Origin of the sequence: Cupriavidus basilensis, from assembly GCF_000876015.1 — a bacterium.
GTDB lineage: Bacteria > Pseudomonadota > Gammaproteobacteria > Burkholderiales > Burkholderiaceae > Cupriavidus > Cupriavidus basilensis_B.
The window spans coordinates 441,201-460,609 of record NZ_BBQM01000012.1 but is presented as its reverse complement, the minus strand read 5'-3'; the positions used below and the strand labels follow the sequence as shown (position 1 = coordinate 460,609).

The 19,409-nt window shown below is 72.1% G+C and carries 15 protein-coding genes; 9 read left to right on the top strand and 6 right to left on the bottom strand.

The annotated features are described in order from the left end of the window. Positions 1 to 24: 24 nt before the first annotated feature. Positions 25 to 1,854, bottom strand: coding sequence for an EAL domain-containing protein (locus KF708C_RS09840; protein ID WP_059411622.1), 1,830 nt, complete (start codon positions 1,852 to 1,854; stop codon positions 25 to 27). 343 nt (positions 1,855 to 2,197) lie between these two features. Between KF708C_RS09840 and KF708C_RS09835 the strand changes: the two genes are divergently transcribed. The 3 genes from KF708C_RS09835 to KF708C_RS09825 all read left to right on the top strand — a co-directional run bounded on the left by KF708C_RS09835 (position 2,198) and on the right by KF708C_RS09825 (position 6,418). Beyond that, positions 2,198 to 3,805: a methyl-accepting chemotaxis protein gene (locus KF708C_RS09835; RefSeq protein WP_231586422.1), complete on the top strand. Its 1,608-nt coding sequence runs from the start codon at positions 2,198 to 2,200 to the stop codon at positions 3,803 to 3,805. Between the two features lie 163 nt (positions 3,806 to 3,968). Further along, the gene (locus tag KF708C_RS09830; protein WP_082079485.1) at positions 3,969 to 5,558 is read left to right on the top strand and encodes a class I adenylate-forming enzyme family protein; all 1,590 of its coding nucleotides are present in this window, start codon (positions 3,969 to 3,971) and stop codon (positions 5,556 to 5,558) included. A gap of 35 nt (positions 5,559 to 5,593) precedes the next feature. Next, positions 5,594 to 6,418 (top strand): IclR family transcriptional regulator, encoded by an 825-nt coding sequence (locus KF708C_RS09825; RefSeq protein WP_059411620.1) that lies wholly within the window; start codon positions 5,594 to 5,596, stop codon positions 6,416 to 6,418. 116 nt (positions 6,419 to 6,534) lie between these two features. On the opposite strand, the gene KF708C_RS09820 is transcribed toward KF708C_RS09825, so the two are convergent. The 5 genes from KF708C_RS09820 to KF708C_RS09800 all read right to left on the bottom strand — a co-directional run bounded on the left by KF708C_RS09820 (position 6,535) and on the right by KF708C_RS09800 (position 12,760). Next, a complete protein-coding gene (locus tag KF708C_RS09820; RefSeq protein WP_063922985.1) occupies positions 6,535 to 7,089 on the bottom strand; it encodes an MgtC/SapB family protein in 555 nt (184 codons plus the stop codon). A 95-nt stretch (positions 7,090 to 7,184) separates the two neighbouring features. Continuing rightward, positions 7,185 to 8,273, bottom strand: a complete 1,089-nt coding sequence (locus KF708C_RS09815; protein WP_059411619.1) for an Ldh family oxidoreductase — start codon at positions 8,271 to 8,273, stop codon at positions 7,185 to 7,187. Between the two features lie 52 nt (positions 8,274 to 8,325). Then, positions 8,326 to 9,330, bottom strand: a complete 1,005-nt coding sequence (locus KF708C_RS09810; protein WP_059411618.1) for a Bug family tripartite tricarboxylate transporter substrate binding protein — start codon at positions 9,328 to 9,330, stop codon at positions 8,326 to 8,328. A gap of 141 nt (positions 9,331 to 9,471) precedes the next feature. Further along, positions 9,472 to 10,893 (bottom strand): FAD-binding oxidoreductase, encoded by a 1,422-nt coding sequence (locus KF708C_RS09805; RefSeq protein WP_059411617.1) that lies wholly within the window; start codon positions 10,891 to 10,893, stop codon positions 9,472 to 9,474. A 166-nt stretch (positions 10,894 to 11,059) separates the two neighbouring features. Then, positions 11,060 to 12,760, bottom strand: a complete 1,701-nt coding sequence (locus tag KF708C_RS09800; protein WP_059411616.1) for a thiamine pyrophosphate-binding protein — start codon at positions 12,758 to 12,760, stop codon at positions 11,060 to 11,062. A gap of 381 nt (positions 12,761 to 13,141) precedes the next feature. Here KF708C_RS09800 and KF708C_RS09795 point away from each other — a divergent pair, with 381 nt between their 5' ends. The 6 genes from KF708C_RS09795 to KF708C_RS09770 all read left to right on the top strand — a co-directional run bounded on the left by KF708C_RS09795 (position 13,142) and on the right by KF708C_RS09770 (position 19,403). Further along, positions 13,142 to 14,209, top strand: a complete 1,068-nt coding sequence (locus tag KF708C_RS09795; RefSeq protein ID WP_082079484.1) for a Bug family tripartite tricarboxylate transporter substrate binding protein — start codon at positions 13,142 to 13,144, stop codon at positions 14,207 to 14,209. A 180-nt stretch (positions 14,210 to 14,389) separates the two neighbouring features. Beyond that, positions 14,390 to 15,484: a malate/lactate/ureidoglycolate dehydrogenase gene (locus KF708C_RS09790; protein WP_059411615.1), complete on the top strand. Its 1,095-nt coding sequence runs from the start codon at positions 14,390 to 14,392 to the stop codon at positions 15,482 to 15,484. Between the two features lie 35 nt (positions 15,485 to 15,519). After that, complete coding sequence (locus KF708C_RS09785) at positions 15,520 to 15,888, top strand: 5-carboxymethyl-2-hydroxymuconate Delta-isomerase (protein ID WP_059411614.1); 369 nt, start codon at positions 15,520 to 15,522, stop codon at positions 15,886 to 15,888. 133 nt (positions 15,889 to 16,021) lie between these two features. Further along, positions 16,022 to 17,572 (top strand): UxaA family hydrolase, encoded by a 1,551-nt coding sequence (locus KF708C_RS09780; protein ID WP_231586421.1) that lies wholly within the window; start codon positions 16,022 to 16,024, stop codon positions 17,570 to 17,572. Between the two features lie 59 nt (positions 17,573 to 17,631). Beyond that, complete coding sequence (gene garL, locus KF708C_RS09775; protein WP_059411613.1) at positions 17,632 to 18,435, top strand: 2-dehydro-3-deoxyglucarate aldolase; 804 nt, start codon at positions 17,632 to 17,634, stop codon at positions 18,433 to 18,435. A 65-nt stretch (positions 18,436 to 18,500) separates the two neighbouring features. Then, positions 18,501 to 19,403, top strand: a complete 903-nt coding sequence (locus KF708C_RS09770; RefSeq protein ID WP_059411612.1) for a 2-hydroxy-3-oxopropionate reductase — start codon at positions 18,501 to 18,503, stop codon at positions 19,401 to 19,403. The last annotated feature ends 6 nt before the right edge of the window (positions 19,404 to 19,409 follow it).

Below are 19,409 nucleotides of genomic sequence, written 5' to 3'. Positions count from 1 at the left end.
CGCGCGCCGCCGGGCCGGCCGCGCTCAGGCGCCGAGCCGCCCGTCGCGCATCAGCTCGCGCAGGTCGATCACGACGAAGCCGCTGCTGGCCTTCTTGGCCTCGCGCTTGGCGGTGGCCGCGGCCGCGCCGATATGGCTGCTGTCCAGCCGCCACGGGCCGGGCCCGCCGGCGGGCCCGTCGGCCGGCCGCGGCCCCACGCGCACCGCGCCGGCGGCCATCGTCACGGCCGGGAAAAAGGTCTGCTGGCCGAGGCGGTCCTCGCCGTGAATGCCGCCGGCCTCGCGGTCGGCGCTGGTGTACAGCTCGCGCGCGGCGCGGTTGAAACCGGCGATGGCCGTGCGCGTGCGGGTTTCCCAGTCGGGGCTCTGGTACAGCACCAGGAAGTCGTCGCCGCCCACGTGGCCGAGGAAGTCGCGCGCGGGGTCGCACGCCTGCGCCAGCAGGGCGGCCGCGCCCTTGAGCATCTCGTCGCCCTTCCAGTAGCCGTACTGGTCGTTGTAGGGCTTGAAATGGTTGAGGTCGACATAGCAGGCATGGAACTCCGCGCCGGCGTCGAGCAGGCGGTCGATATGGCGGTTCAGCGGCATGTTGCCGGGCAGGAAGGTCAGCGGGTTGGCATAGCGCGCCGCCTCCATGCGGATTTCCGTGACCGCGCGGATCAGGTCCGCGCCGGTGCCCAGCCCGGCGTAGCGCCCCTGCTCGGTCACGATGAAGCCGTCGGCCAGCGGGCGCTGGTCCTCGCCGGCGAGCGCGCGCGCCATCTCGTCGATGCCGGCGCCCTTGTCGAAGCACAGCGGCGCGCGGCTGGCCAGGCTCATGCCGTTCTTCTTGCCGTACAGCTCGCGGTGGAACGGCGCGGTGAAGCGGTCGAGGAAATAATGCCGGTTGACAATGGCCAGCGGCGTGCCGTCGTCGTTGACCACGGCCACCGCGTGCAGGCCAGGGCGCGCGTGGAACAGGTCCAGCAGCGCGTTGTTGGTGATGCCGGCGCGCACCGCCGGCGCGGGCCGCATCAGCTTGCCCGCGGTGACGCCCGGGCGCGCCGAGCGCACCGTCTGCGGGAACACCGCGATCTGCTTGGACCCCAGCGCCTGGCGCGCCTGCGGCGCGACCGCCATGACCGGCTGCGCCGCTGGCCGGCCCAGGTAGTAGCCCTGCCCGAACGGCACGCCGAGGTCGCGCAGCACGGCCAGCTCGTCGGCATCCTCGATGCCTTCGGCGATGACCGCGCAGCCGAGCGCCTTGGCCAGCGCCAGCATGGTGCGCACGATCTCCAGGCGCCGCGGGCTGGTGCCGATGCCGCGCACCAGCGACTTGTCCAGCTTGACGTAGTGCGGCGTCAGGTGGATCAGGCGGTCGAGGTTGGCGTGGCCGGTGCCGAAGTCGTCCAGCGCGTACTGCATGCCCAGCTCCTGCAGCACGCCCATCGCCTGCCCGAAGCGCTCGGCATGCTCGATCTGCGCCTGCTCGGTGATCTCGATCACCACCCGCGCGGGGTCGATGCTGCCGGCCACCAGCGCCTTCATCGCGCGCCCGCCGTCGGCCAGCAGGCAGCGCAGCGCCATCGTGCTGAAATTCAGGAACAGGCTGCCCGGCAGCGCGAGCGCGGCGCTGGAGGACAACGCCGTGCGCGCCGCCTCCAGCTCGATCTGCACGGTGTCGTCCTCGTTGCGGGCGAGGCGGAACAGCGCATCGGGCATGGCCAGTTGCGAGCCGGTCGGGCCGCGCACCAGCGCTTCGTATCCGAGGATCTCGCCGGTGCCGAACGCAACGATGGGCTGGAACACGGTGTGCAGCGGCGGCAAGCGAAGCCGCGGCAAGGTCACGCCGGCCAGGGGGGAAGCGTTGGACATGAACGGATAACGGACAGGCGTAACGAAACGTGAGCGGGAGGCGAGATAAAACGCGGCGAATGGATGGCGAATGGATGGCGATTGGGCGGCGGCTGGTGGTGGAGGCGGACGCGGCGCGGGGAGGCCGGTGTGGCGCACACGTATTTCATGTCAGCGATATGACACGCCGATGACAATGGGTATTACCCCAATGGCCGGTCAGGGTGTCACGGTTTTGTCACAGAGGTATCCCAGCATGCGCGGCATAAGAGAAGTCGCCGCCGGCGGCCGCCGGCGCACGGCGGGCCGGATCGCGGCGACCAGGGTCAGTATGCGGGCCGCGAGGCCCATCGGAGTCCTCACCGTGTTGCAAGCCGCCGTTCCACTCTCCCCCGCCCGCCGCGCGGGCCCGCGCCTGCCCGCCTGGCTGGGCCGGCTGCCGCTGGCCGCGCGCCTGTGCATCGCCTTCGCGCTGGTCTATGCGTTCGGCGCCGCGGTCGGGCTGACGGGCATCGTCAGCCTGGTCTCGGTCAAGCAGATGACCGACACCCTGTACCAGCGCGACATGCGGGGCGCCATCGCGGCCGAGCGCGCGCAGTCGGCGCTGGCCCGGCTGGAACGCGCCCAGCTTTCGCTCACGCTGGCCACCAGCGGCAGCGAGCGCGACGCGGCCGGCGCCGACATCGACACCACCCTGGCGCGGCTCGACCAGGCCCTCACCGTGGTGCGCGCGGCCACGCCGGCGCAGGCCGAAGCGCTGCGCAAGGAACGCGACAGCGCCGCCACGCTGCTGGGCAGCTACGTGGCGCTGCTGCGCAAGCAGCCGCTCGACCCGCTGCAGTTCGACAGCGCGGTTTCCGTGGACGGCCATTTCCTCGGCGAGCAGTTGCAGAAGCTCGCCACCGTGGTGGAGGCCGCGCGCACCCGCCAGGAGCGCCAGGCCGCCGACACCGTGGCCGCGGTGACGTCCAGCCAGTTGCGCGCGCAGGGCCTGATGGTGGCCATGCTGCTGGCCAGCCTGGCCGCCGCGGCGGCGCTGGCCTGGTTTGCCGCGCGCCAGTTGCTGTCGCAGCTCGGCGGCGAGCCGGCGGACGCCGCCGAGGTGGCCAGCCGCATCGCCTCCGGCGACCTGCGCCAGGCCGTGCCGCTGCGCCGCGGCGACACCCGCAGCCTGATGTGCATGCTGGCCCGCATGCGCGACCAGCTCGCCGGCGTGCTGGCCGACATCCGCCGCTCGTCGGGCGAGATCGCCGCCACCAGCGCGGGCATCGCCGGCGGCAACCAGGACCTGTCGCGCCGCACCGCCTTGCAGGCCAGCGCGCTAGCCGCCGCCACCGACAGCGTGGCGCGCCTCGCCACCCTGGTCGGGCAGGCCCGCGAGCAGGCCACGGAGTCGAGCGCGATGGCGCGCCAGGCACGCCAGGCCACCGACGCCGGCATGGGCGTGGTCAGCCAGATGAGCGGCGCGATGGACGCCGTGCACGGGCATTCGCGCAGCGTGGCGGAGATGGTGGGGGTGATCGAGAGCATCGCCTTCCAGACCAACATCCTGGCGCTCAACGCGGCCGTGGAAGCGGCCCGCGCCGGTGAAGCCGGGCGCGGCTTCGCGGTGGTGGCCGAAGAAGTGCGCGGACTGGCCCAGCGCAGCGCCACCTCGGCGCGCGAGATCCGCGCCACCATCGGCCAGGCCACCGCCGAGATCGCGCGCGGCGCGCAGCTGAGCCAGGAAGTGGTGAGCGCCATGAGCGGCATCGAGCAGGCGGTCGGCCAGAGCCACGCGCTGTCCGAGCGGCTGTGCGGCGTGGCCGACGAGCAGGCGCAGGGCGTGCGCGCGGTCGGCGAAGCGGTGGCCCAGCTCGAGCAGACCAGCCGGCAGAACGCCGAGCTGGTCGAAGCGGTGACGGCGCAGGCGGCGAGCCTGGACGAACAGGCCGCCGGGCTGGCGGCCGGGGTGGCGCGCTTCCGCTTCTGACGTCCGGCTTCTGACGCCCGGCTTCTGGCGTCCTCCCATCCATGTTCCGCAATGCAGAACATGGGTTCCACGGTGCAGTTGACGGGCACGGCGATCGATGGGACTATTGCCGCCATCGAACAAATCCGGCGGCCACGCCGGAAAGCCTTGCCCGGAGACATTGATGAGCACCACCACGCCCGGCGCGTCCGCGCCGGCGGCGGAATCGCGCGCCGATTCCATCGCCGCCACCCCCGCCACCTCCCCCGCCACCGCGTTCACCCGCCTGCACCAGACCATCGCGCCTTGGGTGCGCAGCCATCCGGAGCGCCTGGCCCTGGTCGATGCCGAGCGCTCGCTGCGCTACGGCGAGCTCGACGGCGCCATTGCCGGCACCGCCCGCGCGCTGGCGGCGCTGGGCGTGCGCGGCGGCGACCGCGTGGTGCTGGTGACGGAGAACTGCGTGGGCTGCGCGGTGCTGATCCTGGCGCTCAGCGCGCTCGACGCGTGGGCCGTGCCGGTCAACGCGCGCCTGTCGCAGAGCGAGATCGGCAACATCGTCGAGCATGCCGGCGCCCGCGTGGCGCTGTACCTGGACGGCGCCCATGCGGAAGCGCGCGAGCACGGCCTGGCGCGCGGCGCGCAGCCGGCGCAGTGGCCGCACGTGGGCCGCCTGCTGGTGGGCGCGGTGAACGCGGCGGCGGTGCCCGAGCCGGTCGAGCCGGCGGCGCGCGACCAGGTCGCCGCGCTGATCTACACCACCGGCACCACCGGCGCGTCCAAGGGCGTGATGCTCACGCACGCCAACATGATGTTCATCGGCCGCTCCAACCGCGCGCAGGGCCGCGTGCAGCCGGGCGACCGCGTCTACGGCGTGCTGCCGATGTCGCACGTGTACGGCCTGTCGGTGCTGCTGGTGGGGCCGCTGTCCAACGGCGCCACGGTGTTCTACGAGGCGCGCTTCCGCCCCGAGACGCTGGCGCGGGCGCTGGCCGAACAGCAGCTCACCGTGCTGCACGGCGTGCCGGCGCTGTACGCCAAGCTGATCGAATGGAGCCGCGCGCAGGCCACGCCGCTGCGCGCGCCCGCGCTGCGCATGGCGCAGTCCGGCGGCGCGCCGCTCACCGAGACGCTCAAGGCCGCCTTCGAAAGCAGCTTCGGCATCGTGCTGAACAACGGCTACGGCATGACCGAGACCTCGCCCACGGTATGCCAGACGCGCGTGGAATCGCCGCGCGCGGACTGCTCGGTCGGCCCGGTGGTGCCCGAGGTGGAGATCCGCCTGGGCGACCCGCTGCCAGACGGCAGCGGCGAGCTGCTGGTGCGCGGCCCCAACGTGATGAAGGGCTACTACCGCCGCCCCGACCTGACCGCGCAGGTGATCGACGCCGACGGCTGGCTGCATACCGGCGACCTCGCGCGCATCGACGCCGACGGCGCGGTGTTCATCGTCGGCCGCTCCAAGGAAATCATCATCCATTCCGGCTTCAACGTTTACCCGGAGGAAGTCGAGCAGTCGATCAACGCCTTCCCGGCCGTGCTGCAGTCCGCCGTGGTGGGGCGCGCGGTGGAGGGCAACGAGGAAGTCGTCGCCTTCGTCGAGGTGCGCGCCGGCATGGCGCTGGACCCGGCCGCGCTGCGCGCGTTCCTGCGCGAGCAGTTGTCGCCATACAAGATCCCGCACGAGGTGCGCGTCGTCGAGCACCTGCCGGCCGCGCCGTCCGGCAAGATCCTCAAGGCGAAGCTGCGCGAGATGCTGGCCGCCGCCGGCTGATCCGCATCCACGGCCCCGCCAGTCACCGCCCGCGCATGGACAACCTCGACGATCCGGACCCGCCGCCGCCCGACGACGGCGCCCAGCCCAAGGAAGACCGGCATTTCGTCACCGCGCTGGCGCGCGGGCTCGACGTGCTGGCGTGCTTCCGCAGCTACGAGACGCGGCTCGGCAATGCCGAGCTGGCGCAGCGCTGCGGCCTGCCCAAGTCCACCGTGTCGCGCCTGACCCATACCCTGACCGAGCTGGGCTACCTGCGCCTGGACCCCGAGCAGGCCAAGTACCAGCTCGGCAGCTCTGCGCTGGCGATGGCGCCGGCGGCGCAGCAGGGCGTGGACGTGCTGGAGGTGGTGCGCCCCTTCATGCGGGCGCTGGCGGACCTGTCGCAGGGCGTGACCTCGCTGATCGTGCGCGACCGCGCGCAGATGCTGATCTACGAGAACTGCCAGTCGGAGTCCTACCTGACGCTGCGCGTGGCGGCGGGCACGCGCATCTCGGGGCTGACCACGGCCGCCGGGCGCGCCTATCTCGAAGCGCTGCCGCCGGCCGAGCGCAAGCAGGCGCTGGCCGCGTTCCGCCGCCACGACGGGCTGGACGCCGCGCGCGCCGAGGCCATCGTGGCGCACGGCGGCGCCGAGGTGCGGCGCATGGGCTGCACCACGTCGTTCGGCGAATGGCTGCCCGACATCAACTCCATCGCCGCCGCGTTCCGCCCGGGCCGCGCGCTGCCACCGATGACGCTGTCATGCAGCGGCCCCACCGCCATCGTGCCGGCCGCGATGCTGCTGGAAACGGTGCGCCCGCTGCTGGTGGAAAGCGTGCGCGGCATCGAGGCGGCGCTGCAAGCGCAGGCGCGCTGAGCGGCGGGCAGGAAGACGGACGGATAGACGGACAGTCAGACCGACGGACGGCAGACCGGCAAAAAAGACGGGCAAGGAGGCGAGCAAGGAGGCGGGCAGGAAAGCGCCGCGCCGGCTCAGCTTTCGTCCAGGCCCGGCGGCATCGCGCGCGGGTTGCCGCCCTGCTCGCCCTGCCTGCCTTCCGGGCCGTGGCCGCCGAAGTCGCGGTGGCGCTTGTGCTCGCGCAGCAGCGCTTCCTCCTGCCGCAGGCGCCGGCGCAGGCCGCGCTCGAAGCGCCCGCCGATCAGGAGCAGCAGCAGCCCCAGCGCCAGCGCGATCGCCACGATGGCGTAGTACCCCGCCCCGCACGCCGCGCCGACGATGGCGGCCAGCCAGATCGCCGCCGCCGTGGTCAGGCCCTGGGGCTTGTCGTCGTTGCTGTGGCGCGAGATCACGCCCACGCCGAGAAAGCCGATGCCGGTCAGCAGGCCCTGCAGCACGCGCGACATGGCATCGGGCGGATGGCCCGACACCGTCACCACGCACACCGCGGCGGCGGCGCCCAGCGACACCAGCCCCAGCGTGCGCACGCCGGCCGGCTTGCCGTGCAGGTTGCGGTCCAGCCCGAGCAGGACCCCGCACAGCAGGCCGGAGAAAAGGCGGAGGAACAGGTCGAGGCTGAAAGCTTGCATGGATGGCGGCGGACGATGGCAGGCGGATGCCGGATTCCGCGAGCTTACCGCACGGCGCCGGCCGCCGGCCAGCGCCCCCGCCAATGCCCCGGTCTTCAGGCCAGCGCCGCGGGCGCCGCCATGCCGTACTTTTCCAGCCACGGCGCGAGCTGCGGCAGGATCGCCGGGTTCAGCGCCACGCCCTCGCGCAGTTGCCGCGCCTTGCGCTCGAGCGCGCCCTGCCCCGGCAGTCTGACCCGGTCCACGCCGGGCCGCGGCGGGTTGCCGGTGCTGGCGCGCGCCACCCAGCCCATCTGCGTGGCGAAGGCTTCCTCGCCGGCGAACGCGGCCGGGTCGAGGATCTGCAGGAACACGGTGTTGCCCCAGCGCTTGCCCGGGTCGTCGCGGCCGTGGCCGGTCAGGCCGGCGGTCAGCGCCTCCACCATCAGCGACAGCGCGAAGCCCTTGTGGCCCACGTCGAGCCCGCCCAGCGGCAGGATCGAGCCGGCGTGCGGGGGAAACAGCACGGCCGGGTCGTCGCTGGCGTTGCCGTGCTCGTCGATCAGCCACTGGTGCGGCAGGCGCTTGCCTTCCTTGTACAGGCGGCCGGTCAGGCCGTTGGTGGTGATGGAGGTGGACACGTCGATCAGCACCGGGCCCTCGGGCGTGGGAAAACCGACCGCCAGCGGGCTCGGCGAGAACACCGCGCGGGTGCCGCCGAACGGCGCCACGGTGGCCGCGCCCGGCGCCGACGAGAACAGCAGCATGACCAGCCCGGCCCGCGTGGCGCGCTCCAGGTAGGCCGCCAGGCAGGCGATGTGGTGCGAGCGGCGGATGGTCACGGTGCCGGTGCCGTAGTCGCGCGCGCGCGCCATCGCGCTTTCCAGCGCGCGCAGGGTCAGCCACGGGCCGGGCAGGCGCTTGCCGTCCCAGGTGGCGACGGCGGCGCGCTCGGAGATGACGTCGTAGTCTTCCGTGACCGCCATGCTGCCGCTCTCGATCTCGGCCAGGTAGGTCGGCAGCAGTTGCAGGCCGTGCGTGTCGTGGCCCATCAGGTCGGCCTCGATCAGGATGTCGGTCACGTCGGCGGCGCGGTCGTCCGGCATGCCGGCGCGCGCGAACATGGCCTGGGCCATGCCGCGCAGCGCGGCGGCGTCATGGCGCGAAGTGGCAGGGCGCGGAGTGGCGGGGGCGGGATTGCTCATGATGATGGTTCCTCGATGGGGGCGCGCCCGGCGCGGCCTGCCGGGCGCCGGTTTATTCGTCGACCGAGACGCCGGCCGCCTTGACGACCTTCTCCCAGCGCACCTTCTCCGCCAGCGCGAAGGCCTGGAATTCGGCGGCGGGCTTGGGGTCGGGATCGGCGCCGGCGGTCACCAGCGCCTCGCGGAAATCGGGGCGGGCCGAGGCCGCCATGATGATGTCGCTCAGGCGCGTGACGATCTCGCGCGGCGTGCGCGCCGGCGCGAACACGCCGAACCACGAGCCGGTGACGAAGCCCGGCAGGCCGGCTTCTTCCATCGTCGGCACGTTGGGCAGCGCGCTCATGCGGTGCGCGCCGGTGACGGCCAGCGCCTTGAGCTTGCCGGCCTTGACGAACGGCAGCGAGGTCGGCGCGTTGTCGAACATCAGCTGCACCTGCCCGCCCATCAGGTCGGTCACGGCGGGCGCGCTGCCCTTGTAGGGCACGTGCACCATCGACACGCCGGTCATGACCTTGTACAGCTCGCCCGAGAGATGGATCGAGGTGCCGGTGCCGGACGAGGCGAAGGTGGTGCTGCCGTTGGCGCGCTTGACGTACTGGGTCAGCTCCTTGACGCTGTTGGCCGGCACGCCGGGGTTGACCACCAGGATGTTGGGCACCGAGGCGACCATCGCCACCGCGGCGAAGTCCTTGACGGTGTCATAGGGCATCTTGCGGTAGAAGCTGGCGTTGATGGCATTGGTGCCGACCGTGCCCACCAGCAGCGTGTAGCCGTCCGGCGCGGACTTGGCCACGGTGTCGGCGCCGATGTTGCCCGAAGCGCCCGGGCGGTTGTCCACCACCACCGCCTGCCCCAGCGACTTCTGCAGCTCGCGCGCGACCAGGCGCGCCACGATGTCGGTGTTGCCGCCCGCGGTGAACGGCACGATCAGGCGGATCGGCTTGGCCGGCCAGGTCTCGGCCCGCGCCGGCAGCGCGCCGCAGACGGTGGTGGCGGCCAGCACGGCCAGGGCCAGCAGCGAGGCGCGGCGGCCGCGCTTGTGCGTTGCATCTTGCATCGGTGTCTCCTGCTCTTTGCGAGCTTTGTGGTTCGGCTTTCTTCGGGGCTTCTTCGAGCCTTCCCTGGCCTTCCTTGGGCTTCTTTCCTACCTTCCTCGGGCTTTCTTCCTGCCCTCTGCGGGGCTTTCCCGGTTCGCCTGTCAGCGCGGCGGCAGCAGCCGGCCCGGGTTCATCAGGCCGTGCGGGTCCAGCGCCTGCTTGATCCTCTGCATCAGCGCCATTTCCACGGCGGACTTGTAGTGCGCGTTCTTCCCGACCTTGAGCTGGCCGATGCCGTGCTCGGCGGAGATCGAGCCGCGCACGCGCGCCACCGCCTCGTACACCAGCGCGCTGACCGCCGCGCCGCTGGCCTGCACGAACGGTGCCTGCGGCTGGCCGGCCGGGGCACTGACGTTGTAGTGCAGGTTGCCGTCGCCGAGATGGCCGAAGGCCAGCACGCGCGCGCCTGGGTGGGCCGCCACGATGTCGGCGCTGGTGCGCTCGATGAAGGTGGCGATGGCCGAGATCGGCACCGAGATGTCGTGCTTGACGTTGTCGCCGCCGTCGAGCGACTGCGCCTCGGGCAGGTGGTGGCGGATGCGCCAGAGCGCGTCGGACTGCGCCAGCGAGGCGGCGATGGCCGCGTCGGCCACGATGCCGGCCTCGAAGGCTTCTTCCATCAGCTCGCCGAACGCCTGCGTGGCGTGCGCCTCGCTGTGCGGGTCGCTGCTTTCCAGCAGCACGTACCAGGGATGGTCCTGCTCGAACGGCGCGCGGCAATCGGGGAAATGGCGCGCCACCAGCGCCATGCAGGCTCCGCTCATCAGCTCGAACGCGGTCAGCGTGGCGGCCAGCCGGCGCTGGGCCAGCTCCAGCAGGCGCAGCGCGGCATGCGGGTCGGCCACGGCGGCCAGCGCGGTCATGCGCGCGGCCGGGCGCGGATAGAGCTTGAGCGTGGCGGCGGTGATCACGCCCAGCGTGCCCTCGGCGCCGATGAACAGCTGCTTGAGGTCGTAGCCGGTATTGTCCTTGCGCAGCGCGCGCAGGCCGTCCCAGATCTCGCCGTCGGGCGTGACCACTTCCAGCCCCAGGCACAGCTCGCGCGTGTTGCCGTAGCGCAGCACCTGCACGCCGCCGGCATTGCTGGCGAGGTTGCCGCCGATGGTGCAGCTGCCCTCCGCGCCGAGCGAGAGCGGATAGAGACGGTCCGCCTCCTGCGCGGCCTGCTGGACGTTGGCCAGGATGCAGCCGGCCTCGGCGGTCAGCGTGTTGTTGAGCGGGTCGATCTCGCGGATGCGGTTCAGGCGCGCGGTGGACAGCACCAGCGCGTGGCCGCCGCCGTCGGGCACGGCGCCGCCCACCATGCCGGTATTGCCGCCCTGCGGCACCAGCGGCACGCGGTGCGCCGCGCACCAGCGCACCACCGCGGCCACGTCCGCCGTGGTGTCCGGCTGCGCCACGGCCAGCGTGCGGCCGGTGAAGTTGCGGCGCCAGTCGGTCAGGAAGGGCGCGGTGTCGTCGGGCGCGGTCAGCAGCCGCCCGGAGAAATGGCCGCGCAGGCCATCCAGCGTGCCAGTGGTCATGCGAAGGGTCTCCTGTTCTGCGTTCTTGTTATGGATCTGGTGCGAGGCGTGCCGTATGCGGCACGCCGTATATCAGGTGCCGGCGGCTGTCCGGCGTCATGGGTCGGGCCGGTCTTGTGGTCCTTGTCTTCCCTGTCTTCCCATGCCCGCCGGACACGCGCCGCCGTCAGCCGGCGATGCGCATGGCCGGGGTGATCTGGCGCGGATCGGTGGTCAGCTCCAGCACGGCGGGCTTGCCCGCCGCCAGCGCGCGCTCGAAGGCGCCGGCGAAGTCCTCGGTGCGCGTCACGCGCTCGGCCCAGGCGCCGCACGACTGCGCCATCGCCACGAAGTCCGGGCTGGGGATGTCGGTGCCGCTGACGCGGCCCGGGTAGCGCTTTTCCTGGTGCATGCGGATGGTGCCGTACATGCCGTTGTTGACCACCACCACCACGAGGTTGGCGCCGTAGGCGGCGGCGGTGGCGATCTCCTGCGGGTACATCAGGAAGCAGCCGTCGCCGGCGAAGCACACCACCGTGCGCTGCGGGTCGCGCAGCTTGGCGGCGATGGCCGCCGGCAGGCCGTAGCCCATCGCGCCGCAGGTGGGCGCCAGTTCGGTGCGCGGCTGGCGGTAGGCGTAATAGCGGTGCAGCCAGACCGTGTAGTTGCCGGCGCCGTTGCTGAGCACGGCGTCGGCCGGCAGGGTCTGGTTGAGGTGGTCGACCACCGCGGTCATGTCCACGCCGCTGAGTTCGGCGTGCGGCTTGCCCGGCGTGACGAAGGCGATGTGCGCGGCGCGCGCGGCGCCGGTCCAGTCGCCCCAGGCCACGCTGGCCGGGGCCGGCAGCGCGGCCAGCATGGCCGCGCCGGTCTCGGTGCCGGCCTCGATGGCGAGTTCGGGCTGGTAGACGCGGCCCAGCTCGGCGCTGTCGGCGTGCACGTGGATCAGGCGCTGGCGCGGCGTGGGTGCCTCCAGCAGCGTGTAGCCGTCGGTGGCGATGTCGCCCAGGCGCGTGCCGAAGGCGAGGATCACGTCGGCGGTGCGCACGCGCTCGGCCAGCGCCGGGCTCACGCCCAGGCTCAGGTGGCCCACGTAGTGCGGGTCGCGGTTGTCGAGCACGTCCTGGCGGCGGAACGCGCATGCCACCGGCAGGTCCCAGCGCCGCACGAAGGTGGCGAAGTCCGCCGCCGCGCGCGGGCTCCAGTTGGCGCCGCCGGCGATCACCAGCGGCCGCTGCGCGCCGGCCAGCAGCGCGGCCAGCGCCTCGGCGTCGGCCGCGCGCGGGGCCGCCGCCACGGGCTGGTAGCGGGGGGTGTCGGCAACCTCGCACAGGCCGTCGAGCACGTCCTCGGGCAGCGCGATCACCACCGGGCCGGGCCGGCCCGAGGTGGCGCAGCGGAACGCGCGCGCCACCAGTTCCGGGATGCGCGCGGGGTCGTCGATCTCCACCACCCACTTGGCGATGGAGCCGAACATGGCGCCGTAGTCCACTTCCTGGAACGCCTCGCGGCCCTTGTGGCCGCGCGCGATCTGGCCGACGAACAGCAGCATCGGGGTGGAGTCCTGCGCGGCGATGTGCACGCCGATGCTGGCGTGGGTGGCGCCCGGCCCGCGCGTGACGAAGCAGATGCCCGGGCGGCCGGTGAGCTTGCCGTCGGCCTCGGCCATGTTGGCCGCGGCGCCTTCGTGCTTGCACACGATCAGGTCGATGGCGGGCTGGTCGTGCAGGGCGTCGAGCACGTCGAGGAAGCTTTCGCCGGGCACGCAGAAGATGCGCTCGGCGCCGTGGATGCGCAGCGCGTCGACCAGCACGCGGCCGCCCGTGCGGGCGGCCGGCGCGGCGGAAACGGAATGGGTGGACGCGGTGGCGGCAGGAGTCTGGGTCATGTCGGTCTTCGGATGATGCACTGCGGTCAGGTCTGCGCCGGCGGCTGGTGGCGCGATTCGTATGGCGATTCACGGCGCGATTCACAGCGCGATTCACAGCACGATCACGGCGCGATTGTTGCGGCGCGGCACGCGAGCGGCGGCGGCGGATCGGCGGCAAGGCCGGGCAATGTGGTGATTGTTATGGCCGCCCCCCTTGCGCGCCCGGCATATGGCGCATTTCTGCTATGCGTAAAACGCAAGGCTGTGCCGTGCCGGTCGCGTGTAGATTGTGACCAAGGCGATCCCGCCCTGCCCCACCTTGCCGCTTGCCAGATGATAGCGGCCCGCGCGGGGCGGCGGAAAGAAGGATGGCCGCACAACAAGCCAGGAGACCAGCATATGCCTACCCACCGCCGGCCGCAGCGGCCCGCCCGCGTCCAGTTTCCCCAACATTTCCGTGCGGCACCGCTGTCGGCGCCACGCCGCGCCCTGCGCGCCCTGGCCGCCGCCGGCGCGCTGGCCCTGCTGGCCACCGGGCCGGCCGCCCATGCGCAGGACGCCTGGCCGACCAAGCCCGTCAACTACGTGGTGCCGTTCGCCGCGGGCGGCACCACCGACGTGCTGGGCCGCCTGATCGGCCTGCGCCTGTCGCAGATGATCGGCCAGCCGGTGGTGGTGGAAAACCGCGCCGGCGCAGGCGGCAACATCGGCTCGGACTACGTGGCCAAAGCGGCGCCGGACGGCTACACGCTGGTCGGCGGCACCATCAGCTCGCATTCCATCAACGTCAGCCTGTATCCGAAGATGCCCTACGACCCGGTCAGGGACTTCAAGCCGGTGGCGCTGATCGGCACCCTGCCCAACCTGCTGGTGGTCAACGCCGGCAGCCCGTGGAAGAGCGTGCAGGACGTGATCGCCGCCGCCCGCGCCAAGCCGGGCACGGTGTCGTTCGGCTCGGCCGGCAACGGCACCTCGCAGCACCTGGCCGGCGAGCTGTTCGCCAGCATGGCCGGCGTCAAGCTGCTGCACGTGCCGTACAAGGGCAGCAACCCGGCGGTGCAGGCGCTGCTGGGCAGCCAGGTCGACGTGCTGTTCGAGAACAGCGTGGCGGCCATGCCGATGATCCAGGCCGGCAAGCTGCGCGCGCTGGCCACCACGGCGGCCACGCGCGCGCGCGAGCTGCCGGACGTGCCGACCGTGGCCGAGGCCGGCGGGCCGAAGCTGGCCGGCTACGAGATCGTCTCGTGGCAGGCGGTGTTCGCCCCGGCCGGCACGCCGCAGCCCATCGTCAACCGGCTCGGCGCCGACATCGGCAAGATCGTGCAGGAGCCGGACATGCGCGCGCGCTTCGCCACGCTCGGCATCGAGCCGTCCGGCGCGGGCCCGGCCGAGCTGGGCGCGTTCCAGAAGCGCGAGGTGGCCAAGTGGGCGCAGCTGATCAAGAGCGCCAATATCCGGCCGGAATGACGCGGATGCATGGCCGGCGCCCATTGCCGGGTACCCAAGCGGGGCCCGGCGGCTTATGATGGTGGCCGCCGCCGGCCCTGCTGCCGTTTTCTTGCGCCGGTTCTTTCGCTATCTTCTGCCGCCATTTTCTGCCGCCTGTCTCGTCCGCCCCCTCCTTCCGCTATCCCGCTACCCGATCCCATGAGTGAACACCGCATCCCGACCGCCGCCCTGCATCAGTGGGTATCCGACCTCTGGCTCGCCGCCGGCTCCGACGCGCGCGAAGCCCGCCTGACCGCCGACCACCTGGTCGGCGCCAACCTGTCCGGGCACGATTCGCACGGCGTGGGCATGATCCCGAAGTACGTGCTGTCCTGGCTGGGCGAGCAGCTCCAGCTCAACCAGCACGTGAGCGTGGTGCACGAGTCCGGCGGCATCCTGAGCCTGGACGGCAACCGCGGCATGGGCCAGGCGGTCACCGAGGAGGCCATGAACCTGGCCATCGGCCGCGCGCGCGAGCATGGCGTGTGCGTGCTGGGGCTGCGCCGCTCGCACCACCTCGGCCGCGTGGGCCACTGGGCCGAGCAGGCCGCCGCCGCCGGCATGATCTCGATCCACTTCGTCAACGTGCTGTCCCGGCAGATCGTGGCGCCGCACGGCGGCTACGAGGCGCGCTACGGCACCAACCCGTTCACCATCGGCGTGCCGGTGGCCGGCGCCGCGCCGCTGGTGATGGACTTCGCCACCAGCGCGATCGCGCTGGGCAAGGTGCGCGTGGCCAACAACAAGGGCGTGCCGGTGCCGCCGGGCTGCCTGCTGGACGCCGACGGCCATCCCACCGACGATCCCGCCGTGATGTTCCCGCCCGCGGGCCAGCCGCATGGCGCGCTGCGCTCGTTCGGCGAGCACAAGGGCTACGTGCTGGCGATGATGTGCGAGCTGCTGGGCGCGGCCGTGACCGGCGGCCACACCATCCGCCCGGAGACGCTGACCCACGAGCACGCGGTCTGGAACAACATGCTGGCCATCGTGTTCGACCCGGCGCGCCTGGGCAGCAGCACCACCTTCGGCCACGAGGTGCAGTCCTTCGTCGACTGGGTGCGCTCGTCGAAGCTGCAGCCCGGCACCGAGGCCATCCTGCTGCCCGGCGAGCCCGAGCGCGCCTGGCGCCGCGCGCGCGCCGAGCACATTCCGGTGGACAGCGGCACGCTGGCCCAGCTCGACGACGCCGCGGCGCGCGTGCAGGCCGCGCGCGGCAAGTCGCCCGGCCCGCTGTCGCCGCTGGCGGTGGACTGAACCGCCCCCTTCGGCAACCCGTCATCGGAACCACCATGCCCCATCTCATCATCGAACTCACCGAAAACACCCGGCTGGCCTGCTCGCAGGAAGAGCTGATGGACCAGGCCAACGCCGCGCTGCTGGCCTCCGGCCAGTTCAACGAGCCGGACATCAAGTCGCGCTGCGTGACGCTGACCGCCTACCGCCAGGGCACCGAGGCGCGCGAGCGCGCCTTCGTGCATGCCACGCTGCGCATCCTCGACGGGCGCGAGCTGGCCGTGCGGCAGGCGCTCGGCAAGGCCGTGTGCGAGGCGATCGCCGAGCAGGTGCGCCCCGGCCAGGCCGGCGAAAGCGTGCAGGTCAGCGTGGATGTGGTGGAGATGGAGCGCGCCAGCTTCGCCAAGCAGGTCGTCGGCGCATAGCCGCGCCCGGCAGGAACGCAGCACCGATGGCCTCCGCGCCGCGCCGCCGCCGTGCCTCCCGGGCACGCGCGGCGCGGCCGCCACGAGAGGCCACGCAGAAAGACAATCAGTGAAGATGCCCACAGGAGACAGCGTGACCACCACCAGCCCCGCCACCGCGCCCGCCGCGCCGGTCATCCGCCTGCACGCGCAGGACAACGTGCTGATCGCCCGCACCGAACTCAGCATCGGCACGCCGGTGCCCGGCGAGACCTTCACCATCCGCAGCCAGGTGCCGGCCGGCTACAAGATCGCCGCGCGCCCGATCCACAAGGGCGAGCCGATCCTGAAGTACAACACCACCATCGGCTTCGCCGGCGCCGACATCGCGCCGGGCGCGCTGGTGTCCGGCCACAACATCGAGTTCCGCGAGTTCGACCGCGACTACGCCCATGCGCGCGACTTCGTGCCGGTGGCGCTGCTGCCCGAGGCCGAGCAGGCCAGCTTCGACGGCATCGTGCGCGACGACGGCCGCGTGGCCACGCGCAACTTCATCGGCGTGGTGGCCACCGTCAACTGCTCGGCCACCGTGGTGCACAAGATCGCCGAGTGGTTCACGCCCGAGCGGCTGGCGGACTTCCCCAACGTGGACGGCGTGGTGGCCTTCGCCCACAGCACCGGCTGCGGCATGGAGATGAGCGGCGAGCCGATGGCGATGCTGCAGCGCACGCTGGCCGGCTACATGCGCCACCCCAACCTGGCCGCGGTGCTGGTGATCGGGCTGGGCTGCGAGCGCAACCAGGTCAACGCCCTGCTCAAGGCCGAAGGGCTGGAGACCGGCCCGCGCCTGCACGCGTTCACCATGCAGGACACCGGCGGCACGCGCCGGACCATCGAAGCCGGCGTGGCCGCGGTGCGGGCGCTGCTGCCGGACGCCAACCGCGCCGCGCGCCGGCCGGTTTCGGCCAGCCACCTGAGCATCGGCCTGCAATGCGGCGGCTCGGACGGCTTTTCCTCGATCACCGCCAACCCGGCGCTCGGCGCCGCGATGGACCTCCTGGTGCGCCACGGCGGCACCGCCATCCTGTCGGAGACGCCCGAGATCTACGGCGTGGAGCACACGCTGACGCGCCGCGCGGCCAGCCGCGAGGTGGGCGAGAAGCTGGTCGAGCGCATCCGCTGGTGGAAGGACGTCTACGCCGCCGGGCGCGACGTGCAGATCAACGGCCGTGTCAGCCCCGGCAACCAGGCCGGCGGGCTGGCCAATATCTTCGAGAAGTCGCTGGGCTCGTCGATGAAGGGCGGCACCGGCCCGCTGATGGACGTGTACCGCTACGCCGAGCCGATCACGCGCAAGGGCTTCGTCTTCATGGATTCGCCGGGCTTCGACCCGGTCTCCGCCACCGGCCAGATCGCCAGCGGCGCCAACCTGATCTGCTTCACCACCGGGCGCGGCTCCATGTTCGGCGCCAAGCCGGTGCCGTCGCTCAAGCTCGCCACCAATTCGCCGATGTACCGGCGGCTGGAGGAAGACATGGACATCAACTGCGGCGAGATCCTCGACGGCACCGCCACCATCCAGGAAATGGGCGAGCGCATTTTCGCGCAGATCCTGGCCACCGCCTCGGGCCAGCGCAGCAAGAGCGAGCTGCTGGGCCTGGGCGACCATGAATTCGCGCCGTGGCAGATCGGCATCACGGGCTGACGCCCGACTCCCTCCGACTCCGCCCGTACCAGACAAACTGCGCCAGGACACACCGCCTCATGCCTTCGTTGCCGACCCCGCTGCCGAACTCGCTGCTGCCCTCGCCGCTGCCCAACCGCTTCCGCGCCGACATCCTCGCGCGCCGCCGCCTGATCGGCTGCTGGTGCTCGCTGGGCAACGCCACCACCACCGAGATCCTCGGCCTGGCCGGCTTCGACTGGCTGCTGCTCGACGGCGAGCATTCGCCCAACGACGTGCTGACCTTCATCCCGCAGCTGCAGGCGCTGCAAGGCAGCGTGAGCGCGCCGGTGGTGCGCCCGCCGGTCAACGACCCGGTGCTGATGAAGCGCCTGCTCGACATCGGCTTCTACAATTTCCTGATCCCGTTCGTGGAAAGCGCCGAGCAGGCCGGCCGCGCGGTCAGCGCCACGCGCTACCCGCCGGCCGGCGTGCGCGGCGTGTCGATGTCCCAGCGCAGCAACCGCTACGGCACGGTACCCGACTACTTCAGCCGGATCAACGACAATATCTGCGTGCTGGTGCAGATCGAAAGCCAGAAAGGCGTGGATGCCGTGGACGAGATCTGCGCGGTGGACGGCGTGGACGGCATCTTCATCGGCCCGTCCGACCTGGCCGCCGCGTGCGGGCACATCGGCAACCCCAACCACCCGGACGTGCAGGCGCAGGTGGCGCGCATCTTCGCGGCCGCCAATCGCGCCGGCAAGGCCGTGGGCACGCTCACGCCGGTGGAGGCCGACGCGCGCCGCTACCTCGACATGGGCGCGGCCTTCGTCGCGGTGGGCGTGGACCAGGGCATCTTCCGCAACGCGACGCAGGCGCTGCGCGACCGCTTCGCCGGCTGAAGCAGCCTGACGACCTGAGGCTGCATGGCGTGGCGCCAGGCAGCGCACATGAAGAGAGGACAGACATGAGCAAGATCGGATTCATCGGCCTGGGCGTGATGGGCACGCCGATGGCGCAGCACCTCGCGGCCGGCGGCCACGCGCTCTACGTGCACTCGCGCAGCGGCGCGCCCCAGGCCCTGCTCGACGCCGGCGCGCAGGCGTGCGCCAACGCCGCCGAGGTGGCGCGCCAGAGCGAGGTCGTTTTCCTGATGCTGCCCGACACGCCCGACGTGGAAAAGGTGCTGTTCGGCGACAACAGCGTGGCACAGGGGCTTTCCAAGGGCAAGACCGTGGTCGACATGAGCTCGATCTCGCCGATCGAGACGCGCGTGTTCGCCGGCAGGATCGAGGCGCTCGGCTGCGACTACGTGGACGGCCCGGTGTCCGGCGGCGAGGTCGGCGCCAAGGCCGCCACGCTGTCGATCATGGCCGGCGGCAGGCAGGAGGCGTTCGACCGCGTGCTGCCGCTGCTCAAGCTGATGGGCAAGAACATCACGCTGGTGGGCGGCGTGGGCGACGGCCAGGTGGCCAAGGTGGCCAACCAGGTCATCGTCGCGCTGACCATCGAGGCCGTGGGCGAGGCGCTGGTGCTGGCCGCCAAGGCCGGCGCCGACCCGGCGCGCGTGCGCGAGGCGCTGATGGGCGGCTTTGCCAGTTCGCGCATCCTGGAGGTGCACGGCGAGCGCATGATCAAGCGCACCTTCGACCCGGGCTTTCGCATCGAGCTGCACCAGAAGGACCTGAACCTGGCGCTGTCCACCGCGCACAAGCTCGGCGTGAGCCTGCCCAACACCGCCTCGTGCCAGCAACTGTTCAACGTGTGCGGCGCGCTCGGCGGCGCGCGCTGGGACCACTCCGGCCTGGTGCGCGCGCTCGAGCACATGGCCGGCCACGCCATCGGCGACAAGCCGGCGGCCAAGGGCTGATGGCGG

Coding starts and splice junctions, on each gene's coding strand:
- KF708C_RS09840 (WP_059411622.1), bottom strand. CDS start 1,854: ATGTCCAACGCTTCCCCCCTGGCCGGCGTGACCTTGCCGCGGCTTCGC.
- KF708C_RS09830 (WP_082079485.1), top strand. CDS start 3,969: ATGAGCACCACCACGCCCGGCGCGTCCGCGCCGGCGGCGGAATCGCGC.
- KF708C_RS09825 (WP_059411620.1), top strand. CDS start 5,594: ATGGACAACCTCGACGATCCGGACCCGCCGCCGCCCGACGACGGCGCC.
- KF708C_RS09820 (WP_063922985.1), bottom strand. CDS start 7,089: ATGCAAGCTTTCAGCCTCGACCTGTTCCTCCGCCTTTTCTCCGGCCTG.
- KF708C_RS09815 (WP_059411619.1), bottom strand. CDS start 8,273: ATGAGCAATCCCGCCCCCGCCACTCCGCGCCCTGCCACTTCGCGCCAT.
- KF708C_RS09810 (WP_059411618.1), bottom strand. CDS start 9,330: ATGCAAGATGCAACGCACAAGCGCGGCCGCCGCGCCTCGCTGCTGGCC.
- KF708C_RS09805 (WP_059411617.1), bottom strand. CDS start 10,893: ATGACCACTGGCACGCTGGATGGCCTGCGCGGCCATTTCTCCGGGCGG.
- KF708C_RS09800 (WP_059411616.1), bottom strand. CDS start 12,760: ATGACCCAGACTCCTGCCGCCACCGCGTCCACCCATTCCGTTTCCGCC.
- KF708C_RS09795 (WP_082079484.1), top strand. CDS start 13,142: ATGCCTACCCACCGCCGGCCGCAGCGGCCCGCCCGCGTCCAGTTTCCC.
- KF708C_RS09790 (WP_059411615.1), top strand. CDS start 14,390: ATGAGTGAACACCGCATCCCGACCGCCGCCCTGCATCAGTGGGTATCC.
- KF708C_RS09785 (WP_059411614.1), top strand. CDS start 15,520: ATGCCCCATCTCATCATCGAACTCACCGAAAACACCCGGCTGGCCTGC.
- garL (WP_059411613.1), top strand. CDS start 17,632: ATGCCTTCGTTGCCGACCCCGCTGCCGAACTCGCTGCTGCCCTCGCCG.
- KF708C_RS09770 (WP_059411612.1), top strand. CDS start 18,501: ATGAGCAAGATCGGATTCATCGGCCTGGGCGTGATGGGCACGCCGATG.